Raw genomic sequence first — 18,979 nt, forward strand, 5'->3', positions numbered from 1 at the left:
TTTTGCAACCCCAATCTTTTATTTAACCTAATTATAATCAATGAAGTACAAATTTATTCCTGCAATAGTTGTGATGCTTGTTTTAGTGTTCATTTCTAATTTGCTAATCGTTGAAACAAAGAGTTCAAAGCCGAAAGTAAGAGAATATGCATTAGCTACTAAAGATGTAAAAGAAACGCGTGAAGAGTTAGTTTATGAAAAATTAAATCCAAATGAGTTTTCATTGCCTAAATTGACTGTTTTTACTGAAGCCTTAAAGGGTTTTAATCAATTAAAAGAAAAAGGTCTTATAAGTAAAGACATCTTGACGGTGATTGATTTTAGTATGTCGTCAAACACTAACAGACTTTGGGTGATTGATCTTTCATCAAATACCATTTTATTTAACACATTAGTTGCTCACGGTAAAAATACTGGTGATGAGTTTGCTACAAGCTTTTCTAACATCTCCTCTTCTTTTAAAAGTAGTTTAGGTTTTTATGCTACAGGAGAAATATATATAGGTAAGCATGGAAAGTCATTGCGACTTGATGGTTTAGAAAAAGGAATCAATAGTAATGCAAGAGACAGAGCAGTTGTTATTCATGGTGCTGATTATGTTTCTCAAAGTTTTATTAGAAACAATAAGCGCTTAGGAAGAAGCTTAGGTTGTCCAGCTATTCCTTTAGCATTGACAAATGAAATTATAAGAACAATAAAAGATAAGTCATGTTTATTTATTTACTATCCTTCTAACGGGTATAAAGTAGCATCGAGATTAGTTTCGTAAACAGATTTTCTTATTGTATTAAGTCAAAAAAGCCAATCATAATTAATTATGACTGGCTTTTTGGTTTTTAGAAGGTGGTTATTTGCTGGTTTCTATAATAAGCATTAATAATTATTGCTTTTAAGCTATTTTTATATTGTTAGAAAGTGACTTTTCATTGTGCAATCAGGCCAAAAAAAGGACTTTTGTAAGATGTGTTTGTGAAATAATTAAAAAAAGTTTTGGTGTAATCTTTTAATTTTAAAATGATTAGAAATTAAAGTGATTTTAATGTAAATTTTTTTCAAAAAAAACTTGTTTCAAACTGTTTTTATTCTCTATATTTGCACCACAGTAATGCGAAAGTAGCTCAGTTGGTAGAGCTCCAGCCTTCCAAGCTGGTTGTCGCGAGTTCGAGCCTCGTCTTTCGCTCTTAGAGAAGCCGAAACAGCAATGTTTCGGTTTTGTTATTTATAGAAGGTGTTGTGTAATTTTTTTTATTTTTTATTCAAAAATATTTGGTTTAAAATAAAATTATTCTTTATATTTGCACCCTGTTAATGCGAAAGTAGCTCAGTTGGTAGAGCTCCAGCCTTCCAAGCTGGTTGTCGCGAGTTCGAGCCTCGTCTTTCGCTCTTAAAAAAAAGCCGAAACATTTATTTGTTTCGGCTTTTTTTATTTTAGGTCTGTTATGTCACTATTATTATCTATTTCTAATGGGGCTTCGTTTGGCATAAAAAGTCGCGCTTGTAATCCTCCTTTTATAATTATTTTGTTGTCTCTTACTTCCAGCCAACTTCCTTCGCGTAATCCTAGTACTGGTATCGAATTAAAAACGTGGAATTCTTTTAATCTTGTCTCGCGGGTTTCACCCATGTGTTTTGACTGTGTGTCTGGATCAAGGTAGTGTGCGTTGATGTTGAACGGAATCACTGCTAGTGTTTGAAAACTGGGCGGATAGATAATAGGCATGTCATTTGTGTTTTGCATGCTTAAACCGCAAATTACACTTCCTGCGCTTGTTCCTAAATATGGAGTGCCGTTTTTTATCGTTTCAGATAATGCAGACATGATCTTGTTTTGATACAATTGTGTTACGAGTAAAAAAGTATTGCCGCCACCGGTAAATATCCCTTCGGCATTTTTTATAGCTTCAGCGGTATCTTCAAATTCGTGAATGCCTTTGATGGCAATATTAATTTTGGCGAAAGCCGCAGCTGCCTTAGCAGTGTACTCATCGTGACTAATGCCGCTAGGTCTTGCATAGGGTATAAAAAGTACAGTTTTACAGTTTTTAAAGTGGCTGCTTAATTCAGGTAAGATGTATTCTAAATACGCTCCGCCATGTATTGTGGAAGTACTTGCAATAATTATATTTTTCATTTTTGTAGAAATTTTTTCGGTTAAAGGTATAAAATCACAGCACATTATCACCGTCTTGAATTTTTTTATTAACATTAATTTACCACCTTATTAGTAATTAATTTGGAACACATTAGGATACTTTTACGAATTATCAGTAATTAATTTCACAATATAGTATGGTTAAGTTAGGGTTTGTTTTTTTTATGTTGCTTACGGCTAATGCTTTTTCGCAAGAAGTGGGATATGGAGTAGTGAAAGGAAATGTTAGTGATGTAAATATAAATGTTGGTGGAGTTTATGTAATTAATACGAATACGGAGGAAGCGACCATTACTAATGAAGATGGCGATTTTACTATTAAAGCTGCTCTGGGTGAAACGCTATTGTTTTCGGCAATGCAATATAAAAGTGTTCGTGTAGTTTTGACAGATGAGGCTTTTAGCAACGGTTTGCTTTATGTAAAAATGAATCCTATTATGAATCAGTTGAATGAGGTGATAATTAGAACTTACAATAATATTAATGCAGTGGCTTTAGGGATTGTCCCTGCAGGTCAAAGAACGTATACTCCAGCAGAACGTAGGTTAAAAGGAGCAACGTCATTAGATCCTACTGCAAGTGCAAGTCCTAGTTTAATGGCTGGTGGTTCAATATCTGCAGATCCTATTTTTAATTTAATTTCTGGAAGATCAGCAATGTTGAAAAAAGAACTGGCAAATGAGAAGAAAGAAATCTTTATGGCAATGCTAGATCGAATGTTTGATCAAAATCATTATACTAATAAATTACATATTCCAACAGCTTACGTAAAAGGATTTCTTTATTATGCAGTAGAAAATGATAAGTTTACTAAGGTTTTAAAAACAAAAAATATAACCACGATTGAATTTTTATTGAGCGAATTAGCAACTAAATATAAAGTTATTATTGCCAATCAAGAGAAGTAATATCTATCTTCTAGTTTTGCTTATTTCACATATCACTGTGAGTCAAGTAAAGCAAATAACGATGCTTAAAGGTGTGGTTAAGGTAGATAATGGCTATAAACAAGCAATAAGAATCGTTAATGTCACACAGAGACAAAATACGTATTGTGATGATCAAGGAGTCTTTGCTATAGCAGCTCAATCAGGAGATTTGATTGTTTTTAGTGGTGCTAATATTCACGATTATGATTATAAAGTCCTAGATAAATTTGATGCTTCTAATTTTATTTCGATAAAAATGACTTCAAAAGCTACTGTGTTAAATGAGGTTGTGGTTACAAATGATAATGTAATAAATGAGGTGTCACTAGGAATTGTTTCAAAAGATCAAAAAAAATATACCCAAGCAGAAAGACGGCTGCAAACGACAGGTGATTTCAAGCCTTTATGTTACTTGGTTTACTAGCTGGATCAATGCCTTTAGATCCTTTGATAAATAAAATAAACGGTCGTACAAAGCGAGTGAAAAAGCAAATAGTAGCTGAGAAAAAAGGTAGTAATATCGAGAAGTTAAGTGGTTATTACAGTGAAAGCTTCTATGTTAATGAATTAGGGATTTGTACACAGTATGTTTCGGGATTTAAGGTTTATGTTATTGAAAACAATACATTTGCTAAAGAATTAGAAAAAGGAGAAACGGCAATGCTGCGATTCATGATCATAGACTTGGCAAATAAATACAAACAAAACATTTCTTGTGAGGACAAATAATACGGTACTGCTTTTTTTATTGCTAGTATGTCAATCGATGTATAGTCAAATAGATATTTCTAAAACGTTGAGAGGGAGTATCATGGTTGATAGTGATTATATGGGGCAGGTCAATGTGGCTAATCAAACATTGAATTTAAGTACAACTTCAAATGAAGTGGGACAATTTAATATTATGGTAAAAGAAGGTGATTTACTAGTGTTTACTGCGGTAAATCTCGTAACTTTACGTAAAACTATTGCCGCAAATGATATCGTTTTAGGAGAGTTAAAAATCCAAATGAATTATAAGAGTATTCCGCTAGATGAAGTTATTATTGCAGAGCCTTCTAGTATTACTGCTGAAAGCCTTGGGATTATTCCGTATGGACAAAAGAAATATACGCAAGCAGAACGAAAATTATACACGGCAACATCAGGTAATGGAATTGACGGACTGTTAAATACTATTTCTGGTAGGAAAGCCATGCTAAAAAAGGTAATTGTGGTGGAGGCAAAGCAAACAGCTTTAAACCGACTAGTATATCTTTTTGAGGATGAATTTTATATAGATCAATTAAAAATTCCTGCAGATTACATTAGTGGTTTTCAGTATTACTGTGTTGAGGATACTACATTTGTATCGGCGATAGAGTCTAAAAATAAAACATTGGCTAAATTCCTAATAGGTATTTTGGCTGAGAAATATAAAAAAATAAATAAAGATGAAAAAGGTAGTTAAGGTTCTTGTTGTGTTGCTGTGTTTTCAATTTAGTTTTAGTCAAACAGATGATCGAAAGCTACTACATGGTCAGGTTGTTAATGATTCAATACAATTAGAAAGCGGTTACGTAATTAATGTTACCTCTGAAAAAAGAACATTTATAAAAGCAAATGGTTTTTTTGATATTTTGGCTAAGCCAAAGGATGTCTTAATATTTTCTAGTTTAACTTTCGAGCCTAAAAAACTAGTGTTGACTGTGGGCAATTGCCAAGCATCACTTTTTATAGTTAAGCTTAATGTGGCTAATAATGAGTTACAAGAAGTAGTTATTTCAAATCGATTAAAAGTAAATGGATTAAGTGGTAACTCGCAACGTTTTGTGGATACTAAATATTTTGACGATGCAAAATCATCTCCTAAAAATCAAGTAATGCCTTCAGATGGTACTATAACAGATGGTACAGATTTTGTAAGAATATTTAAAGAAATTAAAAAAATATTAAAAAAGAAACCTGAGGATAAAGACGAGGTGCTTAGCGATATTGCATTTTCTCAATATGTAAAAATCAATTTTGATCCAATATTTTTTGAAAGAGACTTAAAATTAAATAAAGACGAAATCGATTTGTTTTTATTGTACACGTCAAATGATACCGACTCTAGAAACTATCTAAAACCAGAAGATCGTTTTTTATTATTGGATTTTTTAATTTCAAAAAACAAAGAATTTAAAAGAATTAGTACTTTTGAAAAATGAAAAAAATAACTATTTACGTTTTAACAACTTTTTTTTTACTGACATTAACAGCCTTTAGTGCGCATAAATTCTACATGGGAATTTACCAAATAAACTATGCTCCAGAGAAAAAAATGTTAGAGATCACTACGAGGATTTTTGTAGATGATTTGAATAAAGTGTTAGAGAAAAAATATAAGAAAATAACACACTTAGGAACAGCAAAAGAAACTCCTGAAGATATTGTTTTAATGCAAAAATATTTATCAGAAAAATTCCGACTTAAAGTTAATGGGGAGTTTGAGCCTATGAACTATTTAAGTAAAGAAATAGAAAGCGATGTAATTATATGTTACTTGAATATTAGGGATATTAAGAAGGTAAAAAGTTTAGAAACCTACAATGCTGTTTTAATAGATTTAGACGTAGAACAGCAAAACATTACACATTTTACGGGTTTAGGAGACAAACAAAGCTATCTTTTTACAGAATCTGCAACAAATTATGTGTTAAAGTTCTAATTGGTTATTGGTGTTTTGCTGAAATACGTTATTTTCACACACTTAAATAACTTGAAACCTAACCATGAAGAAAATTACACTCTTATTTCTTTTTCCTGTGCTAATGTTAGCGCAAGAAAAGGCAACAACAGTTGCTCCAAAACAATCAGGGAAGTACGATACTAATAAGTTTAGTCAAATGTACGATTTATTAGCAACGCCTAATATGTTTCGTACAGCCTCTGGAGCGCCAGGTCCAGCTTATTATCAACAACAAGCAGATTATAAGATTGATGTAGAGTTAGACGATAAAAACGCAAAACTAAGTGGTTCTGAAACCATTACTTATTATAATAATTCACCAGATTCTCTTGAATATTTATGGGTGCAGTTAGATCAAAACCAAGCTGCAAAGGATTCTGAGTCTCCATTAGCTGATAGTGATCGAATGGAACAAACTTTTCCTGCAAGCAACTTTACTAATAAGTTTTTAAAACAAGATCTTGAACGTGGTTTTAATATCGAGTATGTTAAAGATGTAAAAGGTGCTCCTTTGTCTTATACTATTAATCATACCATGATGCGTATCAATTTAGCTACGCCAATGAAACCTGGAGCAACAATCTCTTTCTCTATTAAATGGTGGTATAATATTAATAACTACCAGTTAGAAGGTGGTCGTTCAGGTTATGAATTATTTGAAAAAGAGAACAATAGATTGTATGTAATTGCACAATTCTATCCAAGAATGGCAGTGTACAATGACGTTGAAGGATGGCAAAATATGCAGTTTTGGGGTGGTGGAGAATTTGCTTTACCTTTTGGAAATTTTGATGTAAATATAACTGTTCCTGCTGACCACGTTATGGAAGCAACAGGAGAGTTGACAAATAGAAGCGAAGTATTTACTCCAGCACAGGTTAAAAGATATGAGTTGGCTCAAAAGTCTTTTGATAAACCAGTAGTAATTGTAACTCAAGAAGAAGCTGAAGCAGCTGAAAAAGGGTTCTCTACTAAAAAGAAAACTTGGAAATTTAGTGCTAAAAATGTTAGAGATTTTGGTATTGCTACTTCTAGAAAGTTTATTTATGATGCTATGGCAGTTAAATTAAATGATAAAGTAGTAATGGCAGCTTCTGTATATCCTAAAGAAGCAAATCCATTATGGGGAGAAACATCTACTATGATGGTGGCACATACATTAAAAAGTTATTCATCACACACATTTGATTATCCTTATCCAAAAGCAGTTTCTGTATCAGCAGCTGATCAAGGAATGGAGTATCCAATGATTTGTTGGAACTTTGGTCGTCCTGACGAAAACGGAGTGACTAGCGAACAAATTAAAAACGGAATGATTGGCGTAGTAATTCATGAGGTAGGGCACAACTTTTTCCCTATGATTGTAAACTCTGATGAGCGTCAATGGACTTGGATGGATGAAGGTTTGAATTCGTTCATGGAATTTATGGCTGAAGACGAATTGGGAACAAATTTTCCTTCTCGTAGGGGGCCGGCTAAAAACATTGTACCTTATATGAGTGGTGATCAAAAATATTTAGAGCCTATCATGTCTAATTCTGAAGGGATTATCCAATTTGGAAATAATGCTTATGGAAAACCGGCAACAGGTCTTAATATTTTAAGAGAGACTATTATGGGTAGAGAATTGTTTGACCATGCTTTTAAAGTATATGCAAACCGTTGGAAATTCAAACATCCTACGCCAGAAGATTTCTTTAGAACAATGGAAGATGCATCTGGGGTTGATTTAGATTGGTTTTTTAGAGGTTGGTTTTACTCAACTGATTTTGTAGATATCGGAATTAGTAATGTAAAACAATACTATGTGACTGAAACGCCTACTGCGGCATTGAAAAATGCTAAAGTAAGAAGAGGTCGTTTTGGTGTAGAAACGGGACCATTTGTTTATTTAGTAGAAGGAGATAGTGCTGAATTGAGTTCAAAAGACAAAAAAGCATTAAAAATTGAAGAAGTTAAACTACTTTCTGATTATGTAAGCACGCTTTCTAAAGAAGAAAAAGGAAGTTTGAAATCACCTAAATATTTCTACGAAGTAGAGTTCAATAAGCCAGGTGGTATGATTATGCCTATCCTTGTTGAGCTTACTTATGAAGATGGTACTGTTGAGAACTTTAAATATCCTGCACAAATCTGGAGAAAAAGCAATGAAACAGCTAAGAAAGTTTACGCTACAGAAAAAGCAATTAAGAAAATTCAAATAGATCCTAAATTAGAAACTGCAGATATTGATGTGACTAATAACACTTGGCCAAAAGAGGCTGTGAAATCTAAGTTTGATTAAAATAATTTACTATAAAAAAAAGACTCGTAACAGAGTCTTTTTTTTATGATTAATTTAAATCACAAGGAATCTAAATTTAATATCTTTGCAACAATAAAAAAGTAAAAATATGTTTGGCATAGGAGGAGGAGAGTTAGTTTTTATCATGTTTATTGTACTTATGCTTTTTGGAGCGGATAAAGTTCCAGAAATGGCGCGTACTATGGGGAAAGCTATGGCGCAATTAAAGAATGCAACAAATGATATTAAGAGCGAGATCCAAAAAGGAGTAGAGGCAAACGGTTTAGATGCTAAGTCGCTTTCTGATATGACTGGAAATATCAATAACGAAATCACCAAAGTAAAACAAGACCTTATAGGAGATTCAATTGTTCAGGCTAATAAAGTCAAAGAAGATATTGAAGAAGCTACAGGACCTATAAAACGCAGCATGTAATGATTGATAAATTATTATCATTAGATACAGAATTGTTTCTTTTTCTTAATGGTTTAGGCTCAAAAACCTATGACGGTATGTGGTTATTGATTACTAGTCAAGCTAACTGGACACCATTATTTCTTGTTTTATTATACTTAATTTATAAAAAATTAGGAACAAAACAAACACTGTATTTACTACTTTCTATAGCTATATTAATCACTTTTACAGATCAAGTAACTAACCTGTTTAAAAATGGTTTTCAGCGATTAAGACCTTGTAATAATCCTAACATAAAGGATGTGATGCGTATAGTTCAGTCTAGAGGCTCTTTTAGTTTTTTCTCTGGTCACGCTACAACAAGTATGGCTGTGACTGTACTTATTTTTAATACTATAAAGCAGTATTATAAACATGCTTATTTGTTATTTATATGGCCGTTAATCTTTGCTTACAGCCGCATTTATTTAGGATTGCATTACCCAATAGATATTGTTACGGGCTACACTTTTGGCGCTATTTCAGGATATGCCACTTATAAAATATATAGAAAAGTACAACAAAAATACTTTCCACTTGCTTCTATAAATACAACTATTTAAAAGCTATTCCTGCTATACGTTACAATCTTATACTTGAAAAAGGTTTTTTCAATAACAATAAAGGAGCTTCTTTCAGTCGCTCTTTTTTGTTTAGAAAATAATCCATTTTCAAGCACAAGGATTTTTACTACTATCAGGGCTAATTACGTAGGTTGCTACTTTTACAAGTAAATTATAAAGTGCTTTCAAACACTACAATACCCTACTAACGGTCAATCCGTCACGAATAGGTAATAATACCGTTTCAACTCGAGGGTCGTTTTTTAATAATGCATTGTATTCTAATAATATTTTAGTACTAATGTCTTTCGGGTTTAAAGGTTCTAGCACTTTTCCGCTCCATAAAACGTTATCGGAGAGGATAATTCCACCTTTATTCATTTTTGGAACAATCATTTCAAAATAATTGATGTAATTCTCTTTATCAGCATCAATAAAAACCAAGTCAAATTTTACATCAAGTGTGGGGATAATAGCAGTTGCTTCTCCTAGGTGCTGCGTAATTTGTTTGCCCCAAGGTGATTTATCAAAATGCTTGCGCTGAAAATCGATTAGTTCTTCTTTGATGTCAATTGTATGTAACTGCCCACCATCTTGCATTCCTTCACACAAACACAAAGCAGAGTATCCTGTGTAAGTACCAATCTCAAGAATATTCATTGGGCGAATCAATTTTGCCAACATACTTAAAACCCGACCTTGAAAATGCCCACTTAACATTCGGGGTAATAAAATTTTCTGGTAGGTTTCTTTATTAAGTGCAGCTAGTAATTCGGGTTCCTTTTCGGAGTGTTGCTCGATATAATCTTCTAATTCGATTGAAATGAAATGCATTTTTTTAATTTTTGTCAAAGTTATTAAAATATCAAAACAACAAATCAACAAATAGTCATTAAATTTGCAGCATGCAAATGGAGAAAAAAGACATACGAGCAGTATCAAAAGAAGTTTTACGCGAATTTTTTGTAACCAGTGGAGACAAAGCCTTTCGTGGAAATCAAGTATATGAGTGGTTGTGGAGTAAAGGAGCGCACAGTTTTGAGGATATGACAAATATTTCTAAAGAAACGCGTGCCATGCTGGAACAAAATTTTGTGATCAATCACATTAAAGTAGATACCATGCAAAGATCTGAAGACGGTACAGTAAAAAATGCCGTTCGCTTACATGATGGTTTAGTGGTTGAGTCAGTATTGATTCCTACTAATACAAGAACAACAGCTTGTGTTTCTAGTCAAGTAGGTTGTAGTTTAGATTGCAATTTTTGCGCTACAGCACGATTAAAAAGAATGCGAAACTTAGAACCTGCCGAAATTTACGATCAGGTGATAGCTATAGATAAGGAAAGTCGTTTGTATCACAATCATCCGCTTTCTAATATTGTTTTCATGGGAATGGGTGAGCCATTGATGAATTACAATAATGTATTAAAAGCGATTGAAATGATTACTTCTGAAGAAGGATTAGGAATGTCGCCTAAACGTATTATGGTTTCCACATCAGGAGTACCTAAAATGATTAAGAAACTAGCTGATGATGATGTAAAATTCAAACTAGCGGTATCATTGCATTCGGCTATAGATGAAATACGTGCTCGAATCATGCCTTTTAGTGCTAATTTTCCTTTGGCCGATTTAAGAGAGTCATTAGAATATTGGTATAGAAAAACCAAATCAAAAATTTCTTATGAGTACGTAGTTTGGAAAGGAATCAATGACAATAAAGAATCAGTTGATGCCTTAGTAAAGTTTTGTAAATACGTCCCATGTAAGGTAAACTTAATCGAATACAATCCAATTGATGATGGTGAGTTTCAACAAGCCTCTGAAGAGGCTACAAACGCTTACATAAAGGCTCTAGAAGCTAGCGGAATTGTAGTCAAAGTAAGAAGGAGTAGAGGGAAAGATATTGATGCCGCTTGTGGGCAATTGGCTAATAAAGAAGCTTAATTTAGTTTTATTTAAAATATATAAAAAAGGTTTTGACAATAATGTCAAACCCTTTTTTTTGGATTAAAAATGAGATATTTAGCATTATTAAATACTCATTAAATAGCCCGTAAGATTTTCTTTTTTATTAAGTTCTAATTTTTTACGTAGTCTGTAACGGGCTAATTCTACGCCACCAGAAGAAATGTTCATAATCTCAACAATTTCTTTGGTAGACATATTCATTAGTAGGTAGGTAGATAAATCTAATTCTCTAGGTGAAATTGTAGGATGCTTTTCTTTAAGGCGTTTTAAGAATTCAAAGTGTACGTTTTTAATGTGTTTTTCTAAATCTTTCCAGCTTTTGTCATTGTTTACCTCTTTGACAATACTTTTGTTAAGTTTTGTAACTTGAAATTTAGTTGCTTCGTCTAATTGGTTGTTGTCAATTTCTTTCAGTTTATGAATGATACCGTTAAGGACTTTGTTTTTCTTAGCGACTTGTAGTGAGTTGTTTACTAGTTCTTTGTCTTTAGATAAAATCTGAATTTGTAACTTGTCATTTTTGAGTTTTTCAATTTCTTTTTCTAATTCATGTTGTTCATGCCTAATTTTTGCTTCTTTTTCAAGATACAAACGGCGCTGCTCAATAGTCTCGTAATATTTGTTCTTTCTTATTTTTAACTTTATCTGGTTAGATGTAATTATAAATAAACTAATCAGTAATACTACGTAAAAAATGTAAGCAAAGTAATGGCGATACCATGGTGGTGAAATTTCAAATTCTAATGAAGTCACGTTTGATGCTATTCCGTAGCCATTTTTGGCTTTAATTTCCATCGTATAAGCCCCTTCTTTCAAATTTGTATATTCCTTTATAGATAACGTTGTCCATGGATGCCATTCAGTTTCAAAAGGAACCAGTTTGTAGCTGTACTTAACGTTTTCTTGGTTTTCATAAGTGGGTGAGGAGAAAGAAAATTTTACATGATTAGAGCGATAGGGAATCGTATATTCGGTTGTTTGGTTGTTTGTATAGTTGGCATTGATGCTTTCTCCAGGATATGAAAAATTAGTAATAAATACCCGTGGTTTCGAAATATACTTACTGGATATTTCAGAGTCATAATGTGCTAATCCGTCAATGAGTCCTATAAAGATATTTTTAGAATCAACAGTATTAATCGAAACAAAGTTTTTAACCAAACTTCCTTTTAGATTGGCAAAAGGAGCAACGCTATTAGTATATTTTTTTGCGTAATTTTTCTTTAAAACGCCTAATGACTCATTGTAAGTGTACCATAAATTGCCTTGAGAATCTTCTTTAATGGAACTGATGAGTGGTACCTTTTTAAAAAGCGCCGTCATTTGTTTGTCTTTAAAAAATATTTCCTGCTCCTTTGAATACCTATAGAATTGATTTTGTGATTGAAAGTAAACTTTGTTATTAATTTTTTGGAGACTTTTTATGCCAGGAATAGTATTGCTAATTTTATGGTGTTTTGTTATGGTCTCAATTTCGGATAAATTAGCGGTTAGTTTTATTTGATAAATATACTGTTCCATATGAAGCCATATAAAATCATTATCGAGTTCTATTTCAAAACTATTTATGATTTCATTAAATCCTTTTACATGGTTTACTAAAATGAGTTTTCCGTTTTTTTTTTTGAAAATGCTAAAACCAGTATAACTGAGGCCTAAGATGTAACTGGGCTTATTGGGGATTGCTCTAAAGCCAAAATACCCATTAGGATCTAGTTTAGTTGCCGTTTTATTATTGATAACTAGTGCGCCTCTATTACTGGCACACAATAAAATAGTATCAAATACTTGTATATTCCAAGCTTGTGCGTTTGTTCCTGGGACGAGTTTAAACGGTTCGTCTTTGAAGTCTTTATCCCAAGGATGATAAAACAAGCCTTGATTTGTGGCAATGTATAAGTTATTCTCAAATACTACAGACGAGTAAACAGTGCTGAGGTTGTAACTATAATCAAAAAAGGTAAAAGGCGAATTAATGTTGATAAAACTAATACCATTGTCGAGACCTAGCCATAGGTTTTTTTGGTCATCAATAAAGGAGGTTAATATCGTGTTGTTCTGGATTCCTTTATTGTGGTTAAGATGTTGTGTTATTTTGCCGTTTAAATCACAAATAGCGATTCCGTTTAAAACAGTATTTAGTACTATGAATTTTTTATCAATAATTATCCCTCCCAAAGAGGTGTTTTTTAAAACAAAATTATTTGCTTCGGTATTCCAAGGAGTTACTTTTCCGTCTTCATATATAAAAAGGCCTTTTTCAAGAGTCATAATTAGAAAGCGTTCTTGACTTAGTTGGAGCATAGACCAAATTTCGGTTCCGTTAAAATATTTAGTTCCAGCTATAGGATATAATTTTCCAGCACGTAATTCTAAAACACCTTCTGTTTTGTCTTGAACGTATAGTTTGTTGTTAAGTACAAATGAAAACTGGAATTTTGTGGGTGCATTTATAGTACTGCATTTGTTGTTTTTGAAAATAAAAATTTTGGTAAATGACTGAAAAATGATTGTTTCATTGTAGAGGTGAACACGCCATATCAAGTTGATATCTTTCTTATCCTCAGTATTAAGTTTACTGGATAATGATTGATATACTAATTTTCCTTTACTGTTGGGTTTAAAATAGCCAAACTCGTTGTTACCTCCCACAAACACTACGCCGTGCTTGTCTACTTTTAAACTTCTTATAACAGATTTATTTGGGAGTTGATAATTTTTCCAGCTAGTTCCATTAAATTGAACTAAACCTTCATTATTCGCAAAGTAAATAATACCGTTTTTATCTTGATCAATATTCCAGTTTTGAGTTCCGGCGTTGTATACTGTACGTTTATAGTTTTTAATGTCAGGTAGACCAATGTTTTTTACTTGACTTTTTGCAGATAAAAGGCTAAATACACTTAATAATAGTAAGAATTTTTTAATAATTAATTTCATATTTATATAAGTGAAATGATGTTTTTAAAATTATGAAACACGAACTAAATGCAACATTTGTTGCATTTATAAGTTAAATAGTTAATAAAATATAAATGTAGTGTTTATTTTTATTTATTAACATTTTTGTAACAGTGATTTTTTGATTGTATAACTTTGATTTTAAGTTATTTGTAATTTTTTTGATGTGTTTTTGTAAGGTAATAAAAATCAAAATGATGTGTTTTTGTAAGTAATTTAAAATACCAATATCAAAATAATATAGATACTTTAGCATTAAATTACTAATTAATTAACCAAAATTTTTAGAAAAATGAAATTAATAAAATCACTTATTTTTTGTTTTTCATCGTTACTATTCTCAGTTATAGCGCAAGCTCAAGATGTATCTGTTAATGGTATAGTAAATGATGAAAGTGGGATGCCAATACCAGGGGCATCTGTATTATTGAAAGGAACAAATAAGTCTACAACTTCTGATTTTGACGGAAAGTTTCAGATTCTTGCTCCTTCAAACGGCGTGCTTCTAATTAGCTTTATTGGATACGGTACCGTTCAAGAACCTATTAATAAGCGTACATCTGTTAAAGTACAATTAACACCAGAATCTCAAAATCTAAATGAGGTAGTGGTTGTAGGTTATGGTACTCAAAAGAAAAGTGTGGTAACAGGATCGATTTCTAGTGTCAAAGCTAAAGATTTAGAGAGTTTACCTATCACTAGAGTAGAACAGGCATTACAAGGTAGAGTTTCAGGAGTTTCGATAGCTGCAAATGCCGGACAACCAGGCTCAGCGTCTACTATTCGTATTCGTGGATTTACAACGTTAAATAATAATGATCCTTTATGGGTTGTTGATGGAGTTATTATAGACAACGGAGGTATAGGATATTTAAATCAGTCTGATATTGAGTCTATTGAAGTTTTAAAAGATGGTGCTTCTGGTGCTATTTATGGTTCTCGAGCAGCTGCTGGGGTAATCCTAGTAACAACTAAAAAAGGAAAATCAGGAAAAATAAGTGTTAACTATACTGGTTTTACTGGAGTGTCACAAGCAGCTAAAAAAATTGATTTGTTAGATGCAACACAGTACACAACAATCATGAATGAGGCCTATACTAATGGAGGAAAACCAGCTCCTTATTCTACTACCACTAACTACGGTAAAGGAACGAATTGGCAGGATGCTATATTTAATGATAGTGCGCAACGTACTTCTCATGAATTAAGTTTCAGTGGGGGTAACGAAGCTTCAACGTTTTATATGTCTTTTGGATTATTAGATCAAGAAGGGATTGTTACTTCTGAAATTTCGAACTATACTAGAAAAAATATTCGTTTAAACTCCAATCACAAACTAGGAAAGTATATTAAAATTGGACAAACATTAGGATACTCTAATGAAAAAACGATTGGTATTGGTAATACAAATGACGAGTTTGGAGGACCATTATCTTCGGCAATTAATTTAGACCCATTGACCCCAATTTTTGAAACGAACCCAAACCAAGCAATTTATCAGAATAATCCAAACGCGATCAGAGATGCTAACGGAAACTATTATGGAATTTCTACAATTGTAACTCAGGAAAACACGAATCCATTAGCGTATACTAAAACGAGATTGGGTAATAACAGTTTCTCTGATAATTTTGTGGGGAATATTTTTATTGAAGCAGAAGTTTTACCGGGTTTGAAATTTAGATCTACAGCAGGGGGAAAATTAGCTTTTTACGGTTCAGATAATTTCACGCCTGTATTTTTCTTGAATGGTGCGACAAAAAGAGACAAGAACGAACTATTTAGATCGTATCAAAAATCATTTAGTTGGAACTGGGAAAACACATTAAATTATACTAAAAAACTTGGTGATCATAACTTTAGTGTTTTACTTGGTAAAGGTACTTACGTAGATAATATTTCTTCAGGAAATGATGTGACGTATCAAGGTGTACCTGCAACAACTCATAGTGAAGCTTCCTTTAATGTCGAAATTCCGATTACTGATAAAATTGCAAATGCATATAGCTCTCAAGCTTATGAACACAGAGTTGAATCTATTTTTGCTAGATTAAATTATGATTTCAAAGAGAAATATATTTTCACGGGAATTATTCGTCGTGATGGTTCTACTCGCTTTGGACCAAACAATAAGTATGGAACGTTTCCATCAGTTTCGTTAGGATGGGTGCCTTCAAAAGAAGGATTTTGGAATACTGATGGTGCCGTTAGCACTTTAAAAATTAGAGGAGGTTACGGAGTTACAGGAAATGACTCTTCACCTGACTTCTTATACATTTCAACTGTTGGTATTAAGAGAAATTATACCATTGGAGGAGTTCCTATTCCAGGACAAAGTCCAAACGCATTGCCTAACCCTGATTTAAAATGGGAAGAAACCAAACAAGCAAATATTGGATTTGAGATGAATTTTCTTCGCGACTTCAATTTAACTGTTGATTTATTTAATAAAAAAACAGAGGGTATCATCATGCCAGTACCTAATCCTGGATATGTGGGTGCGACAGGAGATTCTTACGCAAACCTTGCGAGTATGGAAAATAAAGGTATAGATGTCGAGCTAGGATACCGTAAAAAAATAGGAGCTTTAAACCTTGCTGTTAATGGTAACTTCTCTTATATCAAAAATGAAATTACCTATCTTGACAAAGGGGTTAATTTTATTGCAGGGGATGAAACGGTACAATCTAGTTCTTATGAAATTAATAGAACACAGGTTGGTCAGGCTTACAATTCTTTCTATGGTTTTAAAACCAATGGTGTTTTTCAAAATCAAGCTGAAATTGATTCTTATAAAAATACTGCAGGAGTTGTAATTCAACCAAATGCTAAGCCAGGGGATTTCCGTTGGCAAGATTTAAACGGAGATGGTGTGATCGGTGGTGAGGATAGAACTTTCTTAGGGACATCGTTGCCTAAATATACATACGGACTTACACTAAATTTAGATTACAAAGGAATTGATTTATTAGTTTTTGGTCAAGGAGCAGGAGGGAATAAAATTTATCAAGGGTTAAGAAGATTAGACATCATAAATGCAAATTATCAAACTGAAGTTTTAGGCCGTTGGACAGGTGAGGGATCTACTAATAGTTACCCAAGAGTTACGACGGATGATACTAATAGAAACTTTAGTAATCCATCTGATTTTAATTTACAGAAAGGTGATTTCTTTAGATTCAAAACCATCCAACTAGGATATTCACTTCCTTCAGATTTAGTAAACAAAGCTTCTTTACAAAAAGTGAGGTTTTACATCACAGGTGAAAATCTTTTCACAATTACTAAGTATACTGGTTTTGATCCTGAAGTTGGAGGACCAACCACGGCTGGAATGGACAATGTACAAGGTGTTGATAGAGGGTATTATCCTCAAGCAAAATCGTACATGCTAGGAGTTAATTTGCAATTTTAATTAAAAATAAGATATTATGAAACTTATAAGTTTTAAACAATCAATCGTCGCTGTTGGAGTGTTATTAGCACTTGGATCGTGTGATACTGACGAAAAATTAGAGGTAAAAGGGGATGGAGTAGTATTAGAAAGTAATTTTTATAGAAATGAGACCGAAGCTTATTCTGGTTTAGTAGCAGCCTATGATAAAGTAGGGAAGTTTGCTGGTTCAATGGAAACTGCTCCGTTGTTATTCTTAAATTCTGCTTCAGATGACTTTTACGCGGGAGGAGGTAATTCAGGAGATCAACCCGGTCTTCAGGTAGCATCAAACTATACGGTGAGTCCGTTTAATATTCCGCCAGCTATTTGGTCAAATTATTATCAAGGTGTTTTTAGATGTAATGTCATGATCCAAAAACTTCCTGATGTCCCTATGGATGCAACCAAGAAAGCAAGGTTCATGGCCGAAGTAAAAACCTTACGTGCTTATTATTATTTTGACCTTGTTAGAATGTTTAAAAATGTTCCTTTAATTCTAGCGCCACTCTCTAAAGATGAGGTTCCAGATGTAATGCAAGCAAAACCGGAAGATGTTTATATCCAAATGGAAAAAGACTTAAATGAAGCCATTGGTGATTTACCTATTACTATTATCGAAGGGGAATCAGGACGTTTTTCAAGAGGAGCTGCAACGGCACTGTTAGGAAAAATATATTTGTATGACAATAAAAAAACAGAGGCTGCGGTTGAATTTGCTAAAGTAAATGGAACTCCAGGAGCAACAAGTAGTTATGGTTATAAATTAATGCCTGCTTTTGCTGATTTATGGAATCACATCAATAAATTTAATACAGAGTCTATTTTCGAAATTGCTTATTCGGATAAATCCAATGCTGATTGGGGGAATTTTGAGTTAGGAAATGACGAAGGAAATGTGGCTTCTCAATTAATGGGAATGAGAGATTACTCTAGAACTGCAACAGGAAAAGCCGCTGGATTACCTGATTATATTAATGGTTGGGGTTTTATGACTGCAACGACTGACTTAGCAACTGCTTTAAAAACAGATCCTCGTTTTGCATCGACGCTTTTTGATGCAGCAGCCGAAAGAACTGCTGGACGTATCACTTACACAGATAGCTATAACGAAAAAGGGTATCATTTTATTAAATACGCAGCGGTTAACAGTGATATTACTGCGGCTAATCCTTTCTTGAATTTTTCTATTAATACCTATATTATTCGTTTGGCCGATACTTATTTAATGGAAGCAGAAGCTTTAAACGGAAGTGGAGCAAGAGCTCAAGCGCTTCTTGATGCGGTTAGAGCTAGAGTTGGTTTACCGTCAGTTCCTGTTTCTATGGCTGCAATTATGAATGAAAGAAGATTAGAACTTGCCGGTGAAGGACACCGTTGGTATGATTTAGTACGTACGGGTGAAGCAGCTGCAAAATTAGCTTTTAAAGGTTTTACTGCTAATAAAAACGAGTCAATGCCAATACCATATAGTGAGTTTAATAACACTAAGATGGTTCAAAACACAGGTTATTAAT

Annotated in this window: 16 protein-coding genes and 2 tRNA genes; 15 read left to right on the forward strand and 3 right to left on the reverse strand. The window is 33.0% G+C overall.

The window, feature by feature from the left end; translation table 11 throughout:
* The first annotated feature begins 40 nt into the window (after positions 1 to 40).
* The 3 genes from ACVEGE_RS10310 (at position 41) to ACVEGE_RS10320 (ending at position 1,383) form a co-directional block, all read left to right on the forward strand.
* The gene (locus ACVEGE_RS10310) at positions 41 to 769 is read left to right on the forward strand and encodes a murein L,D-transpeptidase catalytic domain family protein (protein WP_192501261.1); all 729 of its coding nucleotides are present in this window, start codon (positions 41 to 43) and stop codon (positions 767 to 769) included.
* A gap of 338 nt (positions 770 to 1,107) precedes the next feature.
* Positions 1,108 to 1,180, forward strand: a tRNA-Gly gene (locus tag ACVEGE_RS10315).
* A gap of 130 nt (positions 1,181 to 1,310) precedes the next feature.
* A tRNA-Gly gene (locus ACVEGE_RS10320) sits at positions 1,311 to 1,383 on the forward strand.
* Between the two features lie 40 nt (positions 1,384 to 1,423).
* Here the strand turns inward: ACVEGE_RS10320 and pepE are convergent.
* Positions 1,424 to 2,131, reverse strand: a complete 708-nt coding sequence (gene pepE / locus ACVEGE_RS10325; RefSeq protein ID WP_192501260.1) for a dipeptidase PepE — start codon at positions 2,129 to 2,131, stop codon at positions 1,424 to 1,426.
* A 158-nt stretch (positions 2,132 to 2,289) separates the two neighbouring features.
* Between pepE and ACVEGE_RS10330 the strand changes: the two genes are divergently transcribed.
* The 9 genes from ACVEGE_RS10330 (at position 2,290) to ACVEGE_RS10370 (ending at position 9,095) form a co-directional block, all read left to right on the forward strand.
* Positions 2,290 to 3,060, forward strand: coding sequence for a carboxypeptidase-like regulatory domain-containing protein (locus ACVEGE_RS10330; protein ID WP_192501259.1), 771 nt, complete (start codon positions 2,290 to 2,292; stop codon positions 3,058 to 3,060).
* 37 nt (positions 3,061 to 3,097) lie between these two features.
* Entirely contained in the window at positions 3,098 to 3,505 is a 408-nt protein-coding gene (locus ACVEGE_RS10335; protein WP_192501258.1) for a hypothetical protein, read from the forward strand.
* Positions 3,506 to 3,561: 56 nt separating this feature from the next.
* The gene (locus tag ACVEGE_RS10340; RefSeq protein WP_225738142.1) at positions 3,562 to 3,810 is read left to right on the forward strand and encodes a hypothetical protein; all 249 of its coding nucleotides are present in this window, start codon (positions 3,562 to 3,564) and stop codon (positions 3,808 to 3,810) included.
* Between the two features lie 37 nt (positions 3,811 to 3,847).
* On the forward strand, positions 3,848 to 4,531 hold the full coding sequence (locus ACVEGE_RS10345) for a hypothetical protein (RefSeq protein WP_225738141.1): 684 nt from the start codon (positions 3,848 to 3,850) through the stop codon (positions 4,529 to 4,531).
* On the forward strand, positions 4,515 to 5,270 hold the full coding sequence (locus ACVEGE_RS10350; RefSeq protein WP_173850363.1) for a hypothetical protein: 756 nt from the start codon (positions 4,515 to 4,517) through the stop codon (positions 5,268 to 5,270). Before ACVEGE_RS10345 ends, ACVEGE_RS10350 begins: the two co-directional genes overlap by 17 nt.
* Entirely contained in the window at positions 5,267 to 5,770 is a 504-nt protein-coding gene (locus ACVEGE_RS10355) for a DUF6702 family protein (protein WP_173850362.1), read from the forward strand. The genes ACVEGE_RS10350 and ACVEGE_RS10355 overlap by 4 nt, the downstream gene beginning before the upstream one ends.
* A 64-nt stretch (positions 5,771 to 5,834) precedes the next feature.
* The gene (locus ACVEGE_RS10360; RefSeq protein ID WP_192501255.1) at positions 5,835 to 8,075 is read left to right on the forward strand and encodes a M1 family metallopeptidase; all 2,241 of its coding nucleotides are present in this window, start codon (positions 5,835 to 5,837) and stop codon (positions 8,073 to 8,075) included.
* 109 nt (positions 8,076 to 8,184) lie between these two features.
* Complete coding sequence (locus ACVEGE_RS10365) at positions 8,185 to 8,511, forward strand: Sec-independent protein translocase subunit TatA/TatB (RefSeq protein ID WP_173850358.1); 327 nt, start codon at positions 8,185 to 8,187, stop codon at positions 8,509 to 8,511.
* A complete protein-coding gene (locus ACVEGE_RS10370) occupies positions 8,511 to 9,095 on the forward strand; it encodes a phosphatase PAP2 family protein (protein ID WP_192501254.1) in 585 nt (194 codons plus the stop codon). The genes ACVEGE_RS10365 and ACVEGE_RS10370 overlap by 1 nt, the downstream gene beginning before the upstream one ends.
* A gap of 192 nt (positions 9,096 to 9,287) precedes the next feature.
* Here the strand turns inward: ACVEGE_RS10370 and ACVEGE_RS10375 are convergent, their stop codons facing one another.
* Positions 9,288 to 9,929, reverse strand: a complete 642-nt coding sequence (locus tag ACVEGE_RS10375) for an O-methyltransferase (protein ID WP_192501253.1) — start codon at positions 9,927 to 9,929, stop codon at positions 9,288 to 9,290.
* Positions 9,930 to 10,000: 71 nt separating this feature from the next.
* Between ACVEGE_RS10375 and rlmN the strand changes: the two genes are divergently transcribed.
* On the forward strand, positions 10,001 to 11,044 hold the full coding sequence (rlmN, locus tag ACVEGE_RS10380) for a 23S rRNA (adenine(2503)-C(2))-methyltransferase RlmN (protein WP_173837393.1): 1,044 nt from the start codon (positions 10,001 to 10,003) through the stop codon (positions 11,042 to 11,044).
* 87 nt (positions 11,045 to 11,131) lie between these two features.
* On the opposite strand, the gene ACVEGE_RS10385 is transcribed toward rlmN, so the two are convergent.
* A complete protein-coding gene (locus tag ACVEGE_RS10385; RefSeq protein ID WP_192501252.1) occupies positions 11,132 to 14,008 on the reverse strand; it encodes a triple tyrosine motif-containing protein in 2,877 nt (958 codons plus the stop codon).
* Positions 14,009 to 14,321: 313 nt separating this feature from the next.
* Here ACVEGE_RS10385 and ACVEGE_RS10390 point away from each other — a divergent pair, with 313 nt between their 5' ends.
* Together ACVEGE_RS10390 and ACVEGE_RS10395 are read left to right on the forward strand one after the other, a co-directional pair.
* Positions 14,322 to 17,444: a SusC/RagA family TonB-linked outer membrane protein gene (locus ACVEGE_RS10390; protein ID WP_192501251.1), complete on the forward strand. Its 3,123-nt coding sequence runs from the start codon at positions 14,322 to 14,324 to the stop codon at positions 17,442 to 17,444.
* 16 nt (positions 17,445 to 17,460) lie between these two features.
* On the forward strand, positions 17,461 to 18,978 hold the full coding sequence (locus ACVEGE_RS10395) for a RagB/SusD family nutrient uptake outer membrane protein (RefSeq protein ID WP_173850344.1): 1,518 nt from the start codon (positions 17,461 to 17,463) through the stop codon (positions 18,976 to 18,978).
* Position 18,979 lies beyond the last annotated feature (1 nt).

The organism is Flavobacterium sp. PL002 (assembly GCF_054165825.1).